This window comes from Vibrio variabilis (assembly GCF_003263785.1).
Taxonomy (GTDB): domain Bacteria; phylum Pseudomonadota; class Gammaproteobacteria; order Enterobacterales; family Vibrionaceae; genus Vibrio; species Vibrio variabilis.
The window spans coordinates 51,746-72,896 of sequence record NZ_JYJK01000015.1; the positions used below are offsets into that span (position 1 = coordinate 51,746).

General features: G+C 47.5%; 15 protein-coding genes and 6 pseudogenes. 9 read left to right on the top strand and 12 right to left on the bottom strand.

Features of this window, described 5'->3' with window-relative positions; genetic code table 11:
- Nucleotides 1–175: 175 nt before the first annotated feature.
- The 3 pseudogenes from recC to TZ48_RS03560 all read right to left on the bottom strand — a co-directional run bounded on the left by recC (nucleotide 176) and on the right by TZ48_RS03560 (nucleotide 4,721).
- Nucleotides 176–2,634, bottom strand: a pseudogene (recC, locus tag TZ48_RS03555) (exodeoxyribonuclease V subunit gamma).
- Nucleotides 2,598–3,679, bottom strand: a pseudogene (locus TZ48_RS26240) (exodeoxyribonuclease V subunit gamma). Before TZ48_RS26240 ends, recC begins: the two co-directional pseudogenes overlap by 37 nt.
- A 68-nt stretch (nucleotides 3,680–3,747) precedes the next feature.
- Nucleotides 3,748–4,721: pseudogene (locus TZ48_RS03560) on the bottom strand (TDT family transporter).
- Nucleotides 4,722–4,817: 96 nt separating this feature from the next.
- On the opposite strand from TZ48_RS03560, the gene TZ48_RS03565 reads away from it, so the two are divergent.
- From TZ48_RS03565 to dapD, 3 genes are all read left to right on the top strand, one after another.
- Complete coding sequence (locus TZ48_RS03565; RefSeq protein WP_112478278.1) at nucleotides 4,818–5,750, top strand: LysR family transcriptional regulator; 933 nt, start codon at nucleotides 4,818–4,820, stop codon at nucleotides 5,748–5,750.
- Nucleotides 5,751–5,851: 101 nt separating this feature from the next.
- The gene (locus TZ48_RS03570; RefSeq protein WP_112462075.1) at nucleotides 5,852–6,148 is read left to right on the top strand and encodes a YebG family protein; all 297 of its coding nucleotides are present in this window, start codon (nucleotides 5,852–5,854) and stop codon (nucleotides 6,146–6,148) included.
- 323 nt (nucleotides 6,149–6,471) lie between these two features.
- The gene (dapD, locus tag TZ48_RS03575; protein ID WP_112478279.1) at nucleotides 6,472–7,503 is read left to right on the top strand and encodes a 2,3,4,5-tetrahydropyridine-2,6-dicarboxylate N-succinyltransferase; all 1,032 of its coding nucleotides are present in this window, start codon (nucleotides 6,472–6,474) and stop codon (nucleotides 7,501–7,503) included.
- Between the two features lie 110 nt (nucleotides 7,504–7,613).
- On the opposite strand, the gene rfaH is transcribed toward dapD, so the two are convergent.
- Nucleotides 7,614–8,108 carry a transcription/translation regulatory transformer protein RfaH gene (gene rfaH, locus TZ48_RS03580; RefSeq protein WP_112478280.1) on the bottom strand — a complete coding sequence of 165 codons (495 nt, stop codon included), beginning with the start codon at nucleotides 8,106–8,108 and terminating at the stop codon, nucleotides 7,614–7,616.
- A gap of 329 nt (nucleotides 8,109–8,437) precedes the next feature.
- Here rfaH and TZ48_RS03585 point away from each other — a divergent pair.
- Nucleotides 8,438–9,821, top strand: a pseudogene (locus tag TZ48_RS03585) (peptide MFS transporter).
- Between the two features lie 86 nt (nucleotides 9,822–9,907).
- On the opposite strand, the gene hemH reads toward TZ48_RS03585, so the two are convergent.
- The 3 genes and pseudogenes from hemH to htpG form a co-directional block, all read right to left on the bottom strand.
- Complete coding sequence (hemH, locus tag TZ48_RS03590) at nucleotides 9,908–10,867, bottom strand: ferrochelatase (RefSeq protein WP_112478281.1); 960 nt, start codon at nucleotides 10,865–10,867, stop codon at nucleotides 9,908–9,910.
- 117 nt (nucleotides 10,868–10,984) lie between these two features.
- Nucleotides 10,985–11,629, bottom strand: coding sequence for an adenylate kinase (adk, locus tag TZ48_RS03595; protein WP_006071083.1), 645 nt, complete (start codon nucleotides 11,627–11,629; stop codon nucleotides 10,985–10,987).
- Nucleotides 11,630–11,917: 288 nt separating this feature from the next.
- Nucleotides 11,918–13,820 (bottom strand): annotated as a pseudogene (htpG, locus tag TZ48_RS03600) (molecular chaperone HtpG).
- A 259-nt stretch (nucleotides 13,821–14,079) separates the two neighbouring features.
- On the opposite strand from htpG, the gene TZ48_RS03605 reads away from it, so the two are divergent.
- The 3 genes from TZ48_RS03605 to TZ48_RS03615 all read left to right on the top strand — a co-directional run bounded on the left by TZ48_RS03605 (nucleotide 14,080) and on the right by TZ48_RS03615 (nucleotide 15,791).
- Nucleotides 14,080–14,904, top strand: coding sequence for a winged helix-turn-helix domain-containing protein (locus tag TZ48_RS03605; protein ID WP_112478282.1), 825 nt, complete (start codon nucleotides 14,080–14,082; stop codon nucleotides 14,902–14,904).
- A 13-nt stretch (nucleotides 14,905–14,917) separates the two neighbouring features.
- On the top strand, nucleotides 14,918–15,436 hold the full coding sequence (locus TZ48_RS03610; protein WP_042496822.1) for a regulatory protein ToxS: 519 nt from the start codon (nucleotides 14,918–14,920) through the stop codon (nucleotides 15,434–15,436).
- A 70-nt stretch (nucleotides 15,437–15,506) separates the two neighbouring features.
- Nucleotides 15,507–15,791, top strand: coding sequence for an Rdx family protein (locus tag TZ48_RS03615; RefSeq protein WP_112478283.1), 285 nt, complete (start codon nucleotides 15,507–15,509; stop codon nucleotides 15,789–15,791).
- Nucleotides 15,792–15,840: 49 nt separating this feature from the next.
- Here TZ48_RS03615 and TZ48_RS03620 read toward each other — a convergent pair.
- From TZ48_RS03620 to TZ48_RS03640, 4 genes and pseudogenes are all read right to left on the bottom strand, one after another.
- A pseudogene (locus TZ48_RS03620) lies at nucleotides 15,841–16,973 on the bottom strand (flagellin).
- Nucleotides 16,974–17,201: 228 nt separating this feature from the next.
- Complete coding sequence (locus TZ48_RS03630) at nucleotides 17,202–18,338, bottom strand: flagellin (protein WP_112478285.1); 1,137 nt, start codon at nucleotides 18,336–18,338, stop codon at nucleotides 17,202–17,204.
- A 134-nt stretch (nucleotides 18,339–18,472) separates the two neighbouring features.
- A complete protein-coding gene (locus TZ48_RS03635) occupies nucleotides 18,473–19,378 on the bottom strand; it encodes a Dyp-type peroxidase (protein WP_112478286.1) in 906 nt (301 codons plus the stop codon).
- Nucleotides 19,379–19,413: 35 nt separating this feature from the next.
- Nucleotides 19,414–19,911: a DUF2919 domain-containing protein gene (locus TZ48_RS03640; RefSeq protein ID WP_112478287.1), complete on the bottom strand. Its 498-nt coding sequence runs from the start codon at nucleotides 19,909–19,911 to the stop codon at nucleotides 19,414–19,416.
- A gap of 127 nt (nucleotides 19,912–20,038) precedes the next feature.
- Between TZ48_RS03640 and TZ48_RS03645 the strand changes: the two genes are divergently transcribed.
- Both TZ48_RS03645 and TZ48_RS03650 read left to right on the top strand, forming a co-directional pair.
- A complete protein-coding gene (locus tag TZ48_RS03645) occupies nucleotides 20,039–20,377 on the top strand; it encodes a DUF2956 domain-containing protein (protein WP_112478288.1) in 339 nt (112 codons plus the stop codon).
- Nucleotides 20,364–20,714 carry a DUF4156 domain-containing protein gene (locus TZ48_RS03650; RefSeq protein ID WP_112478289.1) on the top strand — a complete coding sequence of 117 codons (351 nt, stop codon included), beginning with the start codon at nucleotides 20,364–20,366 and terminating at the stop codon, nucleotides 20,712–20,714. The genes TZ48_RS03645 and TZ48_RS03650 overlap by 14 nt, the downstream gene beginning before the upstream one ends.
- An 88-nt stretch (nucleotides 20,715–20,802) precedes the next feature.
- Here the strand turns inward: TZ48_RS03650 and TZ48_RS03655 are convergent, their stop codons facing one another.
- A complete protein-coding gene (locus TZ48_RS03655; RefSeq protein WP_042496808.1) occupies nucleotides 20,803–21,084 on the bottom strand; it encodes a winged helix-turn-helix domain-containing protein in 282 nt (93 codons plus the stop codon).
- Between the last annotated feature and the right edge of the window lie 67 nt (nucleotides 21,085–21,151).

A 21,151-nucleotide genomic window follows, 5' to 3' on the forward strand; every position in this document is an offset into this window, starting at 1 on the left:
TAAACAAGCGGATATAATTAATAACTATGTAAGTTGCGATCCCATTCACGGAATTAATCACCCTCACACTCTACTATTTCGCCCAGAAATACGGGTCCCTCTGACCCTCCCCGGCCGTCCAGCACTCTCCCTACACACTATAATGAAGACTGGCGGCCACTCCCTTTTAAAGGCTTTAGCCCGCAGGGCTTGCCGAGTAATACTCTTCTGCACTGATACTCATAGTTCGCGGCGCTTCTAATACTAAGTGCGCGAGTGTTTTAGCTTCACTCGCCAGTGCCTCACTCCATTCATTCCAAACCCGAGAAATATAAGGATTGTCACCTTCACCGATGTGCATGTAACCACCTTGGAAGCGACCTGCCATTTTGCTGAGCATTTTCTCATCGCTCGGTGTCCATTGCCCACGACTGTAGTTGGCCTCAATCCCAGCCAGCGCCGTCTCAGGGAAATAGCAAAGCGGCGTATCCAAACCTTGCAGATACAAACTGATTAGCTGGGTTAAGTAGTCTTTGGCATTCTCAGCGCTCAACGCTGGATAAATGCGATGGACGACGCCTTCTTTTTTGTCATACGCCAGCATGTGAGTTTTACACTGCCTACCTGCCACGGCCACCAGCAGATGATCTATCCATGCGGCAAGATAGTCGGTTGCGCGCAGCTACCGCTTCGATAGCGCACTACACCACTTTGATAACACCCGGTTACCCAACCTTGCAGCGCGACATGACAGTCATTTATATCTAGTGTCAAATCGACTTCAACATCTTCAGCTTCTTGACTCACTAGCGGCGTAATAGCCTCTGCCAACTCTTGGGTTTGCGAGACGTTAGCGGCAAACTCCAGTTCACCAAACTCATTGACCGGCAAATAGCCCTTGGCTTTTTGTTCTGATTTAAATGCGTGCAGCTTTTCGCCTTCAATGTGACCTTTGGCCTCTATCATGGCATCGAGCAGAGATTTACGAAGACCAAAACTTTCCAATCCACTTAGCACAAATGGCTCTTCATCTTCGAGTCCAAGAAGGCTTTCCTCAAAGTTGACTTGCAGACGTCGATTAAACAGATACTGCACCGGCAAGCGCCAGAAGCGCTGTAGCTCGGTCAACTCCAATTCGACCTTTTCACCTTGCGCTCGAGCAATGGGGTCTAAGTTAAACGGCAGAGATAAGCTTTGTGTCGCCTCAAGCGTTGTTTGCTGCGCTGATGGCAACCACTCGGCCGCGTAACTTTGCAGTGCACTCGAGGCATCAAAGTGCGCAGCGCTGAATGGCACCATAGGGTATTCACGCAGCAAAGATTGAGTGAGTTTGGCGCCAGAGCTATCAACGTCTAGCGCTTCATCACCTTGCAAGCAGTAGTTTTGCTCACAGTATTCTAAAAGCTCTGAAACCAGTACGGATGGCACGCGCTCGGTATTGTCTTGAATGGAACGTCCGACGTAACTGATGTAGAGGCTTTGCTGCGCCGAAAGCAGCGCTTCGAGAAATAGATAACGGTCATCATCACGTCTTGAACGATCGCCCGGCTTGGTTCGACCTACCATGAGATCAAAGCTCTCTGGCGGCACACTGCGAGGGTAGACACCATCGTTCATGCCCAATAGACAAACGGTATTGAACGGGATAGAGCGCATTGGCATCAAGGTACAGAAATTGACTTGTCCTGCCAAAAAGCGCTGACTGACGCGCGAGCCAGAAAGCTTATCAATGAAGTACTGACGAACAATGCGCGGTGCCAGTGCCTCGTCGTATCGCGCATCCAACAGCTGGTCACCAAGTGCCGACAAAGTATCGCGGATCGATTTAACAACGACCTCACCTTCAATATCCACGGCAAAAAAGTCATCGACCAATTGGTTGATCGCTTGCTGCCACTTCTCAATCGTCATGGTGTGGTTAAGCACCTTGCGATAATGCGCCAGCTTATCGATAAACTGCGCTAGCTTACCGGCAGTTTCGGCTTGCATGCCTTGCGTTTGCTCGTAAGGGGAAATGCTCTCTTCACCGACCATCAGAAGACCAGCCTGCTCACTCACCGCATAGCCCGCCAGCATACGAGAAATACCAAACATCCAAGAGTTTTGACCAAACTCAGGTAAGTCAAACTCACTTGCTGTTTGATTATCGATACCCCAACGGATCTGCGCCTCTTCCACCCAAGCACGCAGCAGCGAAAACTCATGTTCACTGATATCAAATCGCGCCATGATTGCAGGTACTTCCAAAAGCTCAAGCACTTCACTGCTGGTACAACGCAAGTCAGGCAGTTGCAAAAGCTGGTTAAAGGCATTGAGCAATGGGCTTTCTTTATCGGCCGTACGGTCAGAAATAGAGAACGGGATATAACGCTCACCAGAAGCATTGCCAAACACCGCCTGAATAGCCGGACTGTAGGCATTGATATCCGCCACCATGACGATGATGTCACGCGGCTTCAAATCCGGATTGCGGTCGAACATCGCCAGTAAGTTATCGTGCAGCACTTCCACCTCGCGCATTGGGCTATGACAAACATGCACCGATAGCGAGGCATCTTCAGCGGCAATCGCGGGCTTGTGGCTGGATGAAAGCAATAAGGCATCGTCTTGATGCTCTTCTAGATTAAGAATATCCGCCTGAAGGTTGCCAAGCAGCGTGCTCTATCTACATCAACAAAGGCTTCAATCTCGTTCGATTCAAGTTGTGACAATAGATACAAGTTATCCCTGCCAAGTTTACCCATAGATGCAAGCAAGCTGTTGCCCACTTCAGAGAGATGCAGCTCGTCGTCTACATTCGCTTCCACATCGCCTTTAAGCTGCGGCGCGAGATCCCATTCCCCCTCTTGCCACTGCTGACTGTCAGCAAAGGCGTCGAGATCATTAAGCTGCTTGCGCTTGGCGGCGGCGAGTTTTGCTAGGTATTTACGATCGCGCACCTCACCCCAGTAGAATCGACAAGGTTGGTAAACATTAGATGAACATCGATATGCTCACCAAGGGCTTTCAGTGCGTCGAGATAACGAGGCGGTAGTGAAGAAATACCAAACACAAACAAACGCTTAGGAAGCTGATTGAGTCCCTGCGTTTTAACATCTTGGTTATTGGCGAGGACATCAATGAAGTGCTCATAAAGGTTGGCACGGTGATACGGAGACTGACCAAGCGCCACAGTATGATCGTACAGTGCTTGCCAAAGTTTTGGCTGCCACGGCTGCTCGTCTTCAAGCTCAAAAACCGGTAAACCGGCTTCCCATGAGGCTATCCACTCTGGGCGATATACTAAGTATCCATCGTAGATATCGGCGATTTTTTCTGCCAATTGGTAGCGTTTCGATGCATCTTGGTCATCGGTTAAATATTGAGCGAGCGGCGCAAAGTCGGGATCCGTTAAGTGCTCAGGCAAAAGGTGCATGATCTTCCACGTCATCGCTTCTTTGTTGAATGCACTGCGCGCAGGCACATCATCCAACACTTGAACAAAGCGATCCCATATAAAAGTAGCTGGAAGTGGGAAGTCGATGTTGGCCGCAATACCAAACTCTTCCGCCAACGCCATTTTCAGCCATTGAGACATGCCTGGGCTTTGGACGAGAATTTGTTCTTTCTCAAACGGGTTTTCAATTGGGTCGAGTTTGATGAGCTGAACCAATAAGGATTTGAGCACATCTATCTGATTTGAGTGGTAAACGGTGAACACGTGACGGCGCGCCTTTCGCTAATTTTCCTCCCTCAAGGTTAACACAGTCCCTGTGTATCTAAGACCTTTTACGCCGTGATATTTGCTTGTTTGGGTAAATAAGCAACGAGGTAACGAATCGCCACGTAGCTAACAACAATCGTCGCGACCACTAGCTCTATATTGCAAGCGCGGTGATCTGTTTCACCATCTCAACTGGCGCGTGTTGTGCGCTCATCCAAGCGGCGAGTTTGTACTGCGCTGTTGCGCTGATCACCATTGGGAAAGTGAAAGCTGCGTAACCAGGGCTGAATCGCAAGCGCATCAATTTGATAAACGCAAGGTAGATGAATAGTGTCATCAACACACCAATGCCAAATAGCAGCGCAATAATGATGGCAGATGGATCTGACGCAACCGTTAGGTAACCGGCAAGCGATAAGCTCGCTGGCGCTGCCATAATTGCCATGGTTGGTTTTGCCGCATCTGGGATCTCATGAGTAAACACCAAACGGTAGATCATGGTTGGTAGCATGACCGCATAAGCAACAAGACCGAATACTAAAGCGCTATTGGCAATCCATGCTAAGTCTGGATTTCCCGAGAAGGCCACATCCGCAACGATAATGCCGACTGGTGGTACAAACCAACTGGGTACCATGTGGTGCAACTCGAAATTGCGCATACGGTGGTAAGTAAAACTTGCCAAGAACACAATGTGCAGCGCCACAGCGCCAAGCCATAGTGCGTCACCGACATTAGGTGCAAATTGGCCAACAGAGTGAGACACCACCATGGTCGCCATGGCAAACGTTGGGGCAACACTGCCTACCACAGGGTGTGCAAGCTCCTGACGCAATACGTGATTATGGAACAAGTATTTGTAGGCAAGGATAATAAGCAACAGGCTAGCAATTGCAGCACCTGTCCACTGGGCAACATGATTAAGCGGCAGCGCGTTTTCCCAGCTCCAGCCAAGGCTGGCAATACCCAGTGCCAATCCTGCCATTGGGGTTGGCGCCGCTTTTACTCTGTTATGTGCTTTTGTCACTCTCGCAATCATCACAATCACCTCAATTCTTCAGTTGCGGTGATTGTAAACCTTGCTTATGTTTAACTATATTCAATTATTTAATTTACTCGTTAAGTTTAACTGAACATGAAGCCACACATCTCGTTAAAACAGCTCAAGGTCTTTGTTGCGGTGACTCAGCATCAAACGCTTACTGCAGCTTCGGACACGCTTTTTCTCTCTAAAGCGGCGGTCAGCATGTCGCTGAGTGAGCTGGAAAAACAGATAGGTCACGCCCTGTTTGATCGGGTCAACAACCGCTTAGTCATCAACCAAGAAGGCCAAAAACTGCTGCCCCTTGCCGATGAACTGCTCAGCCGAAGCCGAGATATTGAATCACTGTTTGGTGATGAGCAGAGCTATCGCGGCGTGCTACGTATCGGTGCCAGTGACACTGTGGGCAACCAAGTCGCACCATTTCTACTCAGCGATTTTCGCGACGAGCATCAGCATAAGTCCCAGCAACTGTTTATCTCCAACACCGCTTTGATTTGTCAAAAGCTCATCGACTATCAACTCGATATCGGCTTGGTGGAAGGTAAAACCTTGCACCCTGAGCTTGATAGCTACCCGTTTAGCGAAGATGAGATGTGTATTGTGGTTTCTCCCAAGCATCCTCTTGCCAAAAAGTCGCACGTCACGCTGGAAGACTTAGAAAACAGTGACTGGATCTTGCGCGAACCTGGCTCCGGCACTCGGGAGTTTTTCCTGCGTACCGTGGCACCAAGGATAGAGATCTGGCATGAAGCCTTTGAGCTCAATACTACCGAAGCCATTATTAACAGCGTATCCGCCAATCTTGGCTTGGCTTGTCTATCGACTCTGGCTACGCAAAGCGCCATTGATGATGGTCGCTTAGTGCCTATATCGGTCTCGCTCGACATGAAACGACGCTTTTGGCTGCTGGTTCATAAAGAGAAGTACCAAAGTCCTCTTCTCGAGCGCTTTATCCTGTTCTGCCAGCAATGGCGTGCGGCGACTTCAGTCAAAAACACGCAATGCGAGACGAATAGGAATTAGGCAAACAGCTCTCACTTTTGCGCCCTCGACTGGACATTAACTTTGACCCTCTGTATAAACAGACAGTATTAGAACCTTAAAATTTAACTAGAGGATTAACCATGGCTGTAATCGTCAAGTACGTGGTGGAACGCAACGGAGAAGAAAAGATGACTTTTACCTCTAAAGCAGAAGCTGACGCTTATGACAAAATGTTGGATATGGCGGATGAGCTGTTTTCTCTGCTAGGTGAAAGCAAGCTTATCGAAGATGAAGAGAAACAAGAAGAGCTGTCGCTATACCTTGCTCAGCGTAAAGAAGAAGTGCTTTACGCGCTTGGTGCTAAGCGCAAGCCAACGCCAAAAAAGCCAAAAGTGGTTAAGCCTGTTGAAGAGCAGGATGCAGAAGACGCAGCCTAATGCGTTAACTTGCTAATATTGCACAAGCAAATCCAATAGCCAGTAGAGCGTCGAGTTTTACTGGCTATTTTGCTTTTTGAGCCTTAATCAAGTAAATCCAACTGCTTAAATCAGTGCTATCGAATAAGCGAATGCACGCCGATAAATTTCTTATTAGGAAAAAACATCGCTGAAAAGACAAAGGGTATCGTTTTACAGACTTTTGTCGTTTTTGCCCTTTCATCTGCCATCACGTCTCTTTAAGATGATTCCTAACAAATCAATCAAGGTCGCCGCCAATCGCTGCGGCTTTGAGACAAATCTATACATGGAGACATAGAGTCATGGCAGCATTCTCAATCGCTTTTGGTACTGCAACCAAAAACCGCGACGGTAAAATCATCGAAGCATTCTTCCCTCACCCACGTCTAAACCCATCTGACGCGCTAGTTGCAGCAGTGGCAGAGGTGTCTGGTTACGCGGAAGGCAACCAAGCTATCGAAATTTCTGCAGCGCAAAGCGCGGCTCTAGCGACAGCATTCTCTAGCAATGATGATGCAGAAAACGCAGCATTTGCCGAAAAAGCAGCAAGCTCTTCACAACCACTAGTACTGGTTGTACTGGCGACAGACGAGAAGCCTCAATCTGTAGCAGAAGGCTTCCTAAAACTGCAACTTATCTCAAACCGCCTAGTAAAGCCTCACGGTACTGTCCTTGATGGCATCTTCGGTCTACTTCACAACATCGCTTGGACAAACCAAGGTGCAATCGATCTTCCTGAGCTAGCTGAGCGTCAAATCGAAGCACGTCTAGCGGGTGAAACGCTGACTGTCGATTGCGTAGACAAGTTCCCTAAAATGGTTGATTACGTGGTTCCAACAGGCGTTCGTATTGCAGATACATCTCGCGTACGTCTTGGTGCTCACGTTGGCGAAGGCACAACGGTTATGCACGAAGGTTTCATCAACTTCAACGCAGGTACAACTGGCGTGAGCATGGTTGAAGGTCGTATCTCTGCAGGTGTTGTGGTTGGCAACGGCTCGGACATCGGCGGCGGTGCATCTATTATGGGTACGCTATCTGGTGGTGGTACGGTTGTAGTTTCCATTGGCGAAAACTCACTACTCGGCGCGAACGCGGGTCTTGGTTTCCCACTAGGCGATCGCTGTACTGTTGAGTCTGGTCTTTACGTAACCGCTGGCTCCAAAGTGCGCATGCTGGACGCATCTGGTGCGGAAGTTGAAATTGTTAAAGCTCGCGACCTCGCTGGCAAGCCAGACCTTCTGTTCCGTCGCAACTCAGTGACAGGTCAAATTGAATGTCTAACCAACAAAACAGCCGTTGAACTGAACAGCGAGCTTCACAGCAACAACTAATCCTCAGTTGCTGAAAGGGTAATACCCCAAAAAAAGAAAACCTCAGTCCATCTTATGGTACTGAGGTTTTTTATATCGGCGAGCTTAAAACCACTGAGTTATTGAGAGCGCTAGATATCCAGATCTTTGTTCTCGATGCTCACGGCGACCGGGCGACTTATCATGTTCACTAGCATGATCGAACGCGCTTCTCCGTCAGCCTCTTGGAAAATCGCCTCGATACCAGCGAACTGACCGCCGGTTACTCGAACTGTCTCACCGTGTTTTGGTAAGCTGTCGGTTTCCGGTTCATCCGGACGCTCCGCTAACAGCTGCAACTCGTCAATAAGTGCTGAGTCGATCTCTTTAGGATGAGCTCCAAAACGGATAAAGTCCACCACACCACGCGTTGAGCGCACGGTTGTGAATGACGGGCCTTGCTCGTAATCAAACTCCACAAACACATAGGAAGGAAAGAGCGGCTCCTTCACCTTCTGTCTTTTTCCTCTGAGGATCTTTTCTACTTCTACTTCTGGGTAGTAGCAGGATAAGCCTTGATTCTCGAGGTGCATTTTTGCTCGGCCTTGTTCACCGCGCTTACAATAAAGCAAATACCAACGTTTCATTTTATCTGTTCGATTAAACTGTTTAATTTAATTACTTGATGTTTTTGTTTTGTCTGCATCGTACCACTAAACCCAACACTGTGCCCGTTTAACCATCTTTTGTCTGCGATCAAACCGATGAAAAATCCGAATAGATGCTGGCCGGTAAAAATGAAAAGTTAGATTGCAGCACGAAATTTACGTATCATTAGTGAAAAATTTTCTTACATTTCATTGCGTTAAACATTTATTTCACAAAGTCTACAAATTCCGCCTATTGCGGTTATTAATTTTGTCAGGTATACCATTTGGCACATTAAATTCTTTGATGATAAAAATTAGTAAAACTTATGACAGCACAACGCAACATCTTCGGCCACCCTCGCGGCCTATTCCTACTGTTCGGTACCGAACTTTGGGAACGTTTCTCATATTATGCTATGCGCGCAATATTGGTTTTGTTCCTAACAGACACCACAATCAATGGTGGTATGGGCTGGTCTACTAAAGATGCTCTGGATCTCTATGGTATCTATACTGGACTAGTTTACATCACTCCGCTTATCGGTGGTTATATTGCTGACAACTACCTAGGTCAACGTAAGTCCATCATCATCGGTGGCGTACTGATGGCTGCTGGGCAATTTGTATTAGCAGCAGCGGCATCCGGTGAGCCAAGTGCCAGATGTTCTACGGCGGTCTAGCACTGCTTATCGCTGGTAACGGTATGTTTAAGCCAAACATCTCAACCATGGTTGGCGACCTTTACGCAGAAGGCGACAACCGACGTGATGGCGCATTCACCATCTTCTACATGGGTATCAACATTGGTGCACTGCTTGCAGGTATCGTTGTTGGTTCAGCAACTGACTCTTTTGGTTGGTCAGCAGGCTTCATCGTGGCAGGTATCGGTATGGTGATCAGCCTAGTGATGCAAATGACGATGGCAAACTCTTGGCTAGGTGATATTGGTAATGTCCCAGCTGCTGCACGTGCTCGTGAGCTAAACCAATCAAAAGCCAAAGCGCCACTGACTCGTGAAGAGATGGATCGCTTGAAGGTAATCCTAATTATGGGTCTGTTTGTAATTGTCTTCTGGGCGGTTTCGAACAAGCGGGCGGTCTAATGAACATCTACACCCAGCAGTACACAGATCGCATGATTGGTGACTTTGAAGTACCAGCGGCTTGGTTCCAATCTCTGAACCCGTTCTTCATTATTACGCTTGCTCCAGTGCTTGCCGCAATCTGGGTTAAACTGGGCAAACGTGAACCGAACTCTCCGGTTAAATTTGCACTTGCACTGTTCTTCCTAGCAGCTGGCTTCCTTTGCATGGTTGGCGCGGTACTTGAGCAAGGTGGCGATAGCAGCGTTAAAACCTCAATGCTGTGGCTCGTGGGTGCATTCTTCTTCCATACGCTAGGTGAACTTTGCCTATCACCAATTGGTCTATCACTGGTGACTAAGCTTGCGCCACTGCGTCTTGCGTCTCTAATGATGGGAGCGTGGTTTGGCTTCAACGCGATTGCTAACTACGTAGCGGGTCTTGTTGGTTCACATGTGGGCGAACTGGGCGCTATGGCAATCTTCAGTGGTATCGCTATTACAGCCGTTATCTGTGGCGTTATCCTTCTGTTGTTCGCGAATACACTTGTTAAGTGGATGCACGGTGCAGAGCAAGGCTCAGTAAGCAATGCAGAGCAAGTAGAAGAGCAGCAAGCTCAAATCGCTTAATTGCTTATTCGATTAATCGAGTTACAAAAAGAAAGGCCAGTCATCGTGACTGGCCTTTTTAGTATCTATGCTGTTGGATTGAAGAGCTAAGCGTTATGCACCAACTCTGCCATCATCGCGACGTGGGCGTCTGAGTCGTTGAGACATTCGATGTAACTGAAGCGCTCACCTCCAGCTTCGATAAAGGTCTCTTTGGCCTCGATAGCGATCTCTTCTAGGGTTTCCAAACAATCGACCGAGAATGCGGGCGTCATAACATCGATGGTCTTAATGCCTTCGCTTGGCATCTTCTCAAGGGTTTTATCCGTGTAAGGCTGTAGCCACTCTTCGCGACCAAAGATCGATTGGTAGCTCATCCCCATCTGAGATTCATCCAAACCAAGCTCTTGACGCAGCAAGTCGGTGGTTGCCTGACAATGCTGTGGGTACACGTCACCATTGTCCGCATAACGCTTTGGTATGCCGTGGTAAGAACACAATAGGTAATCGGCGCGGCCATTTTGCTCCCAGTGCGCTCTGACCTTATCAGCAAGCGCTTTGATGTACATTGGGTGATCGTGATAGTCACGAATCATGGAGAAGGCCGGTAAGGTTGAAATCGACTTACACGCTTTCGCGATACCATCAAACGCGGCGGCTGTAGTGGTACCCGAGTACTGCGGATAAAGCGGCAATACCACTATCTTTTCTACGCCTTGGTCGAGAAGTTTGGTGATCCCGCTTTGTAGCGATGGATTACCGTAACTCATGCCAAGCTCAACAGGAAGGTTGATTGATTGAGCAAGCTTATCCGCCTGACGCTTGGAGTACACCATGAGAGGTGAGCCCTCGTCCATCCATACCGATTGATAGGCTTTAGCGACTTTGGGAGAGCGAATAGGAAGAATGATACCGTGCAGCACCGGACACCAAATCCAACGGGTCATATCTACGACGCGATGATCGTGCAGAAACTGCTCTAAAAAGCGTCTTACCCCTTTTGCTGTCGGTTCATCTGGCGTGCCAAGGTTGACTAACAACACACCTGTTTTTGACGAATCGCTCATAGACTTCCTTTGTTTTATATATAAATTCTAAGCGAATTATATACCTATGTGCGCTTTTCTTGGATCAAAAAAAACGACCTCGAAAGGTCGTTTTTTTAGCGAATTCACAAATGTCGATTAAGACAGAGCTTTTTCGATGTCTGCGCTTACGTCAGCCACTTGCTTAGTACCGTCAAATTTCAGGTACTTAGTGTTGCCTGCTTCTGCTTCTTTACCGTAGTAAGCGATTAGCGGAGCAGTTTGATCGTGGTATACACCTAGGCGAGCACGAACAGTTTCTTCTTTGTCGTCGTCACGAACCACTAGGTCTTCACCAGTCACGTCATCTTTACCTTCCACTTTAGGTGGGTTGTAAACAACGTGGTAAGTGCGACCAGAAGCTAGGTGAGCACGACGACCCGCCATACGCTCAACGATTACGTCGTCAGCTACGTCGAATTCGATCACGTAGTCTACATCTACGCCCATCTCTTTTAGGCCGTCAGCCTGAGGGATAGTACGTGGGAAGCCGTCTAGTAGGAAACCTTTCTCACAGTCGTCTTGAGCGATACGCTCTTTGATTAGACCAAGAATGATGTCGTCAGATACAAGTTGACCTGCATCGATAACTGCTTTCGCTTTCTTACCAAGCTCAGTGCCTGCTTTGATTGCTGCACGTAGCATGTCACCAGTAGAAATTTGTGGAATACCGTATTTTTCCATGATGAATTGAGCTTGTGTGCCTTTACCTGCACCTGGAGCACCTAAAAGAATGATGCGCATGACTTGTCCTCTTATATAAAAAAAGATTTATACCGAAGCCTACTGCTTGATGCCAAAGGGGCATGTTTGCTGCGATACGTTTCGGTATAAACGGTTTATTCAAAAATAGTTGAATCTTTAACTTGGCGCGCATTCTATCATAGAAATCGCTTGCCTGACGCCAAAAGTGTCTAAAGATCCTGCATTGCACTCTAAAGTTACCTAAAAGTGTGCGTTTAGCCTGAGAAAACAAGAGCTCGAATGTTCGAGCTCTTGAATTAGACTAGGGTGTCAAACTCCGCAAGGGAATTAGACTTTAGCCAAAAGCTTGTTGATCGCACCCAAGAATTGAGAAGGATCGGTCATCGAGCCACGCTCGGCGAGCATCGCTTGACCAAGAAGTACCTCAACCCAGCGGCCAAATGCTTCTTCGTCGGCTTCATCCGCCATACGCTTCACCAACTCATGCTCAGGTTGATTTCAAAGATGTACTTCACTTCTGGTACTTCCTGACCCGCCGCTTCAAGAAGCTTCGCCATTTGCGTACCCATTTCGAAATCATCCGTCACAACAACAGCAGGAGTGTTTGCTAGCTTGAACGTAGTACGAACCTCTTTAACGCGCTCACCTAGGTAGGTTTGCGTGCGCTCAACCACTGACTTGAACTCTTCTTCGGTCTCTTTTTGCTTCTCTTTCTCTTCTTCGCCTTCGAACTTGCTCAGATCAAGACCCGCTTTAGTGATTGACTGGAACTGCTTACCATCAAACTCAGTGAGGTAATTCATTAGCCATTCGTCGATGCGGTCATACATCAAGACAACTTCAATGCCTTTCGCTTTAAACTGCTCAAGGTGAGGGCTGTTCTTCGCGGCTGCATAGCTGTCTGCTGTTAGGTAGTAGATCTTATCTTGGCCTTCTTTCATGCGCTCAACGTAGGACGCTAGAGAAATCGTCTGCTCTGCTGAGTCAACTTCTGTCGAAGCGAAGCGCAGTAGACCAGCCACCTTCTCTTTGTTCGCCATGTCTTCGGCAGGGCCTTCTTTTAGCACTAGGCCAAACTCTTTCCAGAATGACTGATATTTTTCTTCGTCATTCTTTGCCATGCGCTCAAGCATAGTAAGAACACGCTTAGTACACGCACCACGCAGCGACTGTGTCACCTTGTTGTCTTGAAGGATTTCGCGAGAAACGTTCAGCGGTAGATCGTTCGAATCTATCAAACCACGCACAAATCGTAGGTAAGACGGCATGAACTGCTCAGCGTCATCCATAATGAACACGCGTTGAACGTAAAGCTTTAGGCCGCTCTTATGGTCACGGTTCATCATGTCCCAAGGTGCTTTCGCTGGGATGTAAAGCAGGCTGGTGTAGTCGTTCTTACCTTCTACACGGTTGTGGCTCCATACCAGTGGATCCGCAAAATCGTGAGAAACGTGTTTGTAGAACTCTTGATACTCTTCGTCTTTGATATCAGATTTATTTCGCGTCCAAAGCGCTTGAGCTTTATTGATTTGCTCCCACTTACCTTGGTCGGTCTCTTTACCCTCTTCATCACGCTCAAGAGTCCAAATAGACACTGGAATACCGATATGGTCAGAGTATTTGCTGATCACATCACGTAGCGCCATTCAGATAGGAACTCTTTACCTTCTTCACGCATGTGAAGCACGATATCGGTACCGCGAGTCTCTTTGGTGATGTCTTCGATGGTGTAATCACCTTCACCAGCTGAATGCCATTGCACCGCTTGGTCTGCTGACGTGCCTGCAGCACGAGTGCGCACGGTCACGGCATCAGCAACAATAAAGGCAGAGTAGAAACCAACACCAAATTGGCCGATAAGCTGTGAGTCTTTGCTCTGCTCTTCAGACAGTTTGGCAAAGAACTCCTTGGTACCTGACTTGGCAATCGTCCCGAGATGCTCAATCACGTCATCGCGGGTCATACCGATACCGTTATCGGATACGGTCAAGGTATTGTTGTCTGTGTCAAACGACAGCTTCACACCTAGGTCAGCATCGCCTTGATACAGCTCTGAGTTCGATAGAGCTTGGAAGCGCAGCTTGTCAGCAGCGTCCGATGCATTGGAAATCAGCTCTCTAAGAAAAATTTCTTTGTTTGAATACAGAGAGTGGATCATAAGGTGAAGAAGTTGTTTTACCTCGGACTGAAAGCCACGGGTCTCTTTGTTCTTAGTTTCAACGGTGCTCATGCTATCTCCATTTACACATTTCATACCGAGTTTTACTGACGTCATGCTCGGTATCACTATGATTAGTTGCTTAAAGAGATGAGGATGAAGATTGTAAATTCAAGGTAAAGATAAATAAAAATACTGTTTTTTTGATTTGTTTTTATTATCCTACTGCACCTGACTATAAAAAAATCCTAAAATTCTATAATTGGCTCTGTAGGTATACAGCGCCAAAATACCTGTTCCGTCGCGTTGCGGCACTAAAAAGAAGAATGCAATGAGTAACATAGGCACTAAGTTTATACTCGGCCAGAAGTACATTTTTGACCCAAACAGCAACTCGTTGGTCGATCAAACCAATAACGATGAAGTCGTTCGTCTTGGTAGTAATGAAAGTCGCATCTTACTTCTACTTGCTGAAAGACCGAATGAAGTAGTCACGCGAAACGAGCTGCATGATTTCGTTTGGCGTGAACAAGGCTTCGAGGTTGACGACTCTAGCCTTACGCAAGCTATCTCTACGCTGCGTAAAATGCTGAAAGACCCTACCAAATCTCCTCAGTTTGTTAAAACGGTGCCAAAACGTGGTTACCAGTTGATCTCTGCCGTTGAGCGCTCTGCACCAAAAGCCTCTTCAGACACGGTGGATGAGGCGCCGGTTGCTGAATTGCCAACTGACAAACTGGAAACGGTTACTAGTGCTACTGCACCAGCAGCCACTGTGGCTATTGCACCAAAGCCAAAAACGCCACCAAGTGTTTGGGCTATGGTTGCCGCTGCTATTTTGCTACCCATTTTAGTCTTAATAGGCACTAACCCAGCGCAATCGACCTTTAAACCACTGAGCGTCGTCAATGAGGTTCAGATTGTGACACCAGAAAGCCACCCTGACGTGACGAGCTGGCTACCAAAGATTGAACAGTGCGTAGCAAAATATGTAGAAACCCACACTGGTGAGATGTTACCAGCTGAGGTCATTGTCACTGGCGACCAAAGCGATCAAATCGCGCTAAACTTTATCCACAAAGTCGAGCATTCACGTGAGAACAGCACTATGCGTATCTTCACTGAACAGTCTGACTTGTCTAAAGTGTGTCAGTAAGGAGTCGTCACCGATGAAAATGAAATACGCCGCTATCTTACTGGCAATCTCAACTGCGTTGAGTGCCTGGTTATACTGGGGAAGCGATCTTAAGCTAGAGCAAGTGCTTACTTCAAATGAGTGGCAATCGAACATGGTTGGCATTATTGCCGCTAGACATTATCCAGATACGGATATTGGTCCATTGAGCCGCCTTGAAATGTCAGCAAACGTGAAGTACCTGCCTGGTGGCGAGTATATTCGCGAGTCTTCGATGCGCCTGTTTGGTGACGATCCAGAAACTCATACGCTGATTAAAATTTCTGAAATGGGCACGTGGACTATCAGTGACAATTATCTACTGATTTCGCCACGTGAGTTTAAAGATACTGCGACCGCGCAGTCTGATGAGTTTACTCATGAGCAACTTGCGATGATCAAGCAGTTCCTAAAAATGGAAGCGCAGCAGAGCCGTCGTATCGACATCGTCAACGAGAAAACACTGCTACTGACCAGTTTGAACCAAGGTTCGTCAATCTTGTTCTCAAACTAACTCGGTTCAGATATAAAGTATTCAAAGGAGGCGCAAGCTCCTTTTTTTAGTCATAACAACAGGGAAGATTATGCAAAAAGCGATCATCGACATTTACTATTGCCGCCAATGTAACTGGATGCTGCGCGCCACTTGGATGACCCAAGAGCTGCTGCACACATTTAGCGAAGAAGTAGAGACCATCCGCCTTCACCCAGATACGGGTGGACGATTTGAAATTTGGTGCAATGGTGTACAGATTTGGGAGCGTAAGAGTGATGGTGGCTTTCCAGAAGCGAAGGTTCTTAAGCAGAAAGTGCGTGATATTATCGCGCCAGATCGCGACTTAGGGCATGTGGATAGCACAAGTCGTTAAGACAAAAAAACAGAGCCAAAGCTCTGTTTTTTTATAGGTTTAGAACTAATTAGCCCAGCAGACTCAATGCCGCGTTTGGCGCCTGCTTGGCTTGCGCCAAGATTGAGCTTGAAGCTTGCGATAGGATTTGACTCTTAGTCATCGCCGTCGTTTCTTTCGCGAAGTCGGTATCTTTGATACGGCTCTTCGACGCGTTCACGTTCTCGTTGATGTTATCCAAGTTGTTGATTGCGTGGTTGAAACGGTTTTGGAATGCACCAAGCTCTGCACGGTGACTGTCCACATATTTTAGTGCTGAGTCTAGAATAGCAACCGACTCTTGCGCACCGCCAACAGAGGTTACGTCAATCGTATCAACCGTTACCGCTTTACCTGCTTGCATGTCTAGGTCACTTGCTAGACCGCCGGAGAAAGCCACAGCGCCGTCTACTTTGTTGTTACCAGCAAACACTTGCAGCTTACCGTCTTCATCAACCGACGCTTTCACCATGTCTTGTTGACCATTGATGTACGTCGCTAGCTGCTCAATATCATCACCCTCTTTCGCGTTGATAGTGATCGTTTGTGCGTCGCCAAAGCTGTCTGTTAGGTCAATCGTTAAGTCGTTAGCACCTGCCGCTACGCTCCAGTCTTTGTCTTTCGCGTTCGCAGCTTGGTAGCTCGTGCCGCCCATTTGTGCGTTGTCAGAGCGCATGTCACGTAGCTCAGCATCACCGCCTCACCGTTGTCAGCACCGATTTGGAATGACTTAGTGCCGTGTGTGCCGTTCAGTAGCTTGTTACCACCGAAAGACGTAGTTTCTGCGATACGGTTTAGTTCGTCGTTTAGCGCTGTCACTTCTTCTTGAATCGCAACACGCTCAGCTTTTGAGTTAGAACCGTTCGCTGATTGAAGTGATAGATCACGCATACGTTGCAGGATGTTGGTGGTCTCATTCATCGCACCTTCAGCCGTTTGTGCGATAGACACACCGTCGTTAGCGTTACGTACCGCTACGTCAAGACCACGGCTTTGTACGTTCAAACGGTTAGAGATTTGTAGACCCGCTGCGTCATCTTTCGCGCTGTTGATCTTGTGACCAGACGACAAACGCTCCATTGAGGTTTGTTGAGCTTGGTTCGCGTTGTTTAGGTAACGCTGCGCTGTCATCGCTGATACGTTTGTATTTACATTCACTGCCATGTTTGTTTCTCCAATTGATTTTCCGGTGTAGCGGTTTCCGACGTCTCGGAAAACCAAGTAGTTCTCTCAAAGTTACTTTCTTTATCGTCCTTAAAACCAAACACTTGAGATAAAAAGTGAACAAAGTTGCGAATTTTTGAGCTTTCGAGTGGAAGATGTGACAGAAATGGTAAAAAGAAATGTTTTATCAAAAAAAGACTAAAGTTCGACTTTAAACGGTCGATGCCCTTAGCCTTGTAATAACGTTAATGCCAAATTCGGTGTTTGTTTCGCTTGCGCCAACACTGTCGTGCTCACCTGCTGCAAGATTTGTTGCTTAAGCATTTGAGTGGTCTCTTTGGCATAATCGGTATCGCGGATGCGACTTTGTGAAACGGAAAGGTTCTCTTCCATATTGGCGAGATTATTGATGGTATGGTTGAGACGATTTTGAGTCGCACCAAGCTCTGCTCTGTGGCTATCGACAAATTTCATCGCCTTATCTAGCACAGACACAGACAGTTGCGCGCCACCGACGGTGCCAATAGACATGTCGTTGACGGTCACGACTTGACCATTTTGCAAACCGACTTCACTGGCAAAGCTGCCCGAAAAACTCACCGCTCCTGTTACTTTGTCCGAATCGGCAAAGACCTGAAGTTGACCATTCTCATCCACTGACGCCGACAATACATCCGTTTGCCCATTAATGTAGGTGGCCACCTGCTCGATATCATCCCCTTGTTTGAGCTCAATCGTTACCGATTGGTTGCTCCCTTGAGCGTCAACATAGCTGAATGCGAGGGCATTGTTGCTCTGCCCTACTCGCCACTCTGGCGATGCACTGTTACCAGCTTGATACACTGCGCCGCCCATGGACAATTGATCCGTTCGCAAATTAGCAAGCCCTACTTGCAGAGCTTCACCCGACTGAGCACCAATTTGAAACGCTGAGGTACCAAATGTGCCATTAAGGAGCTTCCTTCCGCCAAAGCTTGTGGTTTCAGCAATACGGTTTAATTCATCATTAAGCGCGACAAACTCTTGCTCTAACGCTTGTCTGTCTTGTTGAGAGTTGGCGCCGTTGGCGCTTTGCAAAGAAAGATCACGCATGCGCTGTAGGATTTGTGTTGCTTCGTTCATCGCGCCTTCTGCCGTTTGCATGATGGAAATGCCGTCATTCGCGTTACGCTGAGCAACACCAAGTCCACTAATCTGAGCATCGAGTCGATTGGCTATCTGCAAGCCTGCAGCATCGTCTTTGGCGCTGTTAATACGATGTCCAGATGACAAACGCTCTAAGGACTGGCTAAGCGCTTTGCTCGCCGCTCCCAAGTGGTTTTGCGCCACCATAGCACTGACATTGGTATTCACAGTAATCGACATGTCGCTTCCAAAATCGGGATGAATTGATTAGCTTTATTATCGACCAAAGATTTGGAAACTTGAGAGATTTAGAGAAGCACCGCCAAGGGCAAATAATTTGACCTTGGCAGTGTTATATCGGAGAGCGACTGAAATTAAGCTTTAACAGTCAACGCTGATAGCATCGCCTGTGACGGTGCAAAGAAGTATGCGCCCGTGACCGCTTTAGTAAAGCGAAGCAACTGATCAGTTTTGCCATCAGTAACGCCATACATGCTCTCTAACATCGCATCGAAGTTGTGAACCGTATTGCAGTAGGCAATGAACAGAAGACCATGTGGGCCACTCACTGTGCCGTAAGGCAAACTATGACGAACGATTTTCAGTCCTTTGCCTTCTTCTTTGATGTCAACTCGACCTACGTGCGAGGCAGCTGGAACATCCTCGAGTTCAATACTGTCTGGCTTAGTGCGGCCAACCACTTTCTCTTGCGCAGCGACATTCAAACGGTTCCACGCTGGTAGGTTGTGCTCGAAACGCTGCACCATCACATAACTACCACCAGCAAACTCACCGTCGGCGACTAGCGCTACTTCAGCGCGCTGCTCCCCTTTGGGATTCTCAGTGCCGTCAACGAAATCGGTCATGTCACGTGAATCCATAAAGCGGAAACCTTGTGTTTCGTCGACAATAGTAACGTGCTCAGAAATTTGTCCCATCAGCTTGCGTAGCAAGTAAAAATGCAAATCGTGTCGTTGTGAGTGGCAATGGATTAATACATCCACGTCCGTTGATGGTGCGAAAACATCGCCTTCACCTAGCTCTGGGAACGGCTTTAGCTCTGCCGGCATGGTTTGGTCTAACTTTGACCAAAATGCGTGCGAGAAAGCGACAGAGAGCGTTAGTTCTGCACCTGGTTGAGATTGATTCAGTTCATCCACTAAACTTGGTAGGGTGTGCAACGCATCCAAAACCTGTTGAGCGTTTTGATTGACTTTTAGTTGGGCGTACAACGCAAAAGGTTCAGCTTCTGGCGTAATCGCGCTTTGTGGTAATGACATTGTCTTTCCTCTGTTTTTTCCGCTCAGTGTATTTTCTACTGATGGTGGATTGTATGACCTTGATCAGGAACTGAAGTGATTTTGGCTGGCAGCGCTAAACTATCGGTCACTCGACGACTATTTATCAGGTAAATAGCAAACCAAGCAAGCAGGACCAATGTCACCGCGTTCGGCCAACTAAACTGCCAATGATGCAAGTTAACCAAGTACCCCGTATGAACTAACTGCATTGCCACAATAGCGAGCGTTACCGGCTTAAGTAAGCTAACTAGAAAGTTAGTTTTGTTGGAATCGCTTTTGCGAAGTCCGACCAACCACATACCGATGACAATCGGCAGCCCCATCGCCAGTCCAATGTATAGCATCGTATGATTAGGGTAGACGTATTGGAGAATGTTGCTGCCTTCCTGACGACTTGCACCCGCAACAACGAACACCACCCAGGCACGAATTAAAAAAGCCCACCCGAGCCAAAGCCACACTGGCGGCTTGAGCAAACCATGCTGGTCATACTGTTCTATGGCATAGCGCATTATAAGTCTCTAAAATTATCTGATATCAAACTATATGGTGCTAATCTTGCTTTGATTCAAGACTGAGCAAACCATTGTGTTAAGATGTTCGAAAAATAACAAGCTCAAAAGTTCGTGCGGAACCGAGATGAAAACCAATAAAAACACGCCTTCAGTGGAAACTCAGCAAGAGGCGATGAAAATTGCCAAAGCAACGCAAAAACCAGGACAGACCAAGGAGCAAACCAAGCTGGTCGCTCAGGGTATTGAGAAAGGTATAGCACTCTACAAGAAACAACAAAAAGAGAAAAAGCGTCAAGCTGACAAGGCTCAGAAAAGACAGAAACGCGCTAAATCCGTCGAGCCAGCAAATAACCAGACAACCGCAGACACTGTCGAGCCTGTGTCAGCTCCCCGCACGGTCATTTTACCTTGGGTACTGCTCGCGATCAGTTGGGTGGGGTTCATTACCTATGTTGCACTTTAAGCGAACATTAGGGCTTGGGACTGCGATCGCTTTGTTGCTCTCTGGCTGTGCTCAGCCGTTTAATCAATTGCAGTCAGAACAAGCAGCCCAGGTTGAAATGCGACTTGATGCGAGTCTGGATGTCTCGGATTGTGAATGGAAAGGTGATGTAACGGGTTCTGAAGGGCATTGGTATACGTATCTATTCTTCAAAAACGATTCTTTAACGCAAGGTGCGGTCAACGACATCAAAAATCACGCCGCTGCGCTAGGTGGCGATACGGTGTTGCTCCTCACCCCAGTTTATTTCAGCACCTCTGTCACCCTCTTTGGTAGTGCTTATCGCTGCAAAAAATAAAGCCGAAGCTTAGCTTCGGCTTTATTTTTCATTCTCATGCACTTTGGGTTACCGCGCACAATGAGTATGCAAATCCTCTTGCAGCGAGCTATACGCCCAGCGTGGTTTCAATATCGTCTTGACGATCTATGACCCACTGGCTGTCAAAAGGCCCCCAGTCTGATAACTGGTAGTAACCATCATTGTGTCGACGCCCATCTTGAACAAACATGAGCTCAATGCCGATACCTGGTAGCGCTTTGATAACATCTTGAATGGTACGGCGAGGCCAACCCGTTTTCTCGATTAGTTTTGGCACATTCGGTCTTTCAATGCTCTCAACGAGCAAGGCAAGATAGAGACGACGTGCAAAAACAGGACTCAGTTCCATTGACACCTCCTATTTATGTGCTTTTCCAATATATTGCATTTCCATTTGGCCGTTTTGCGCTCGATCA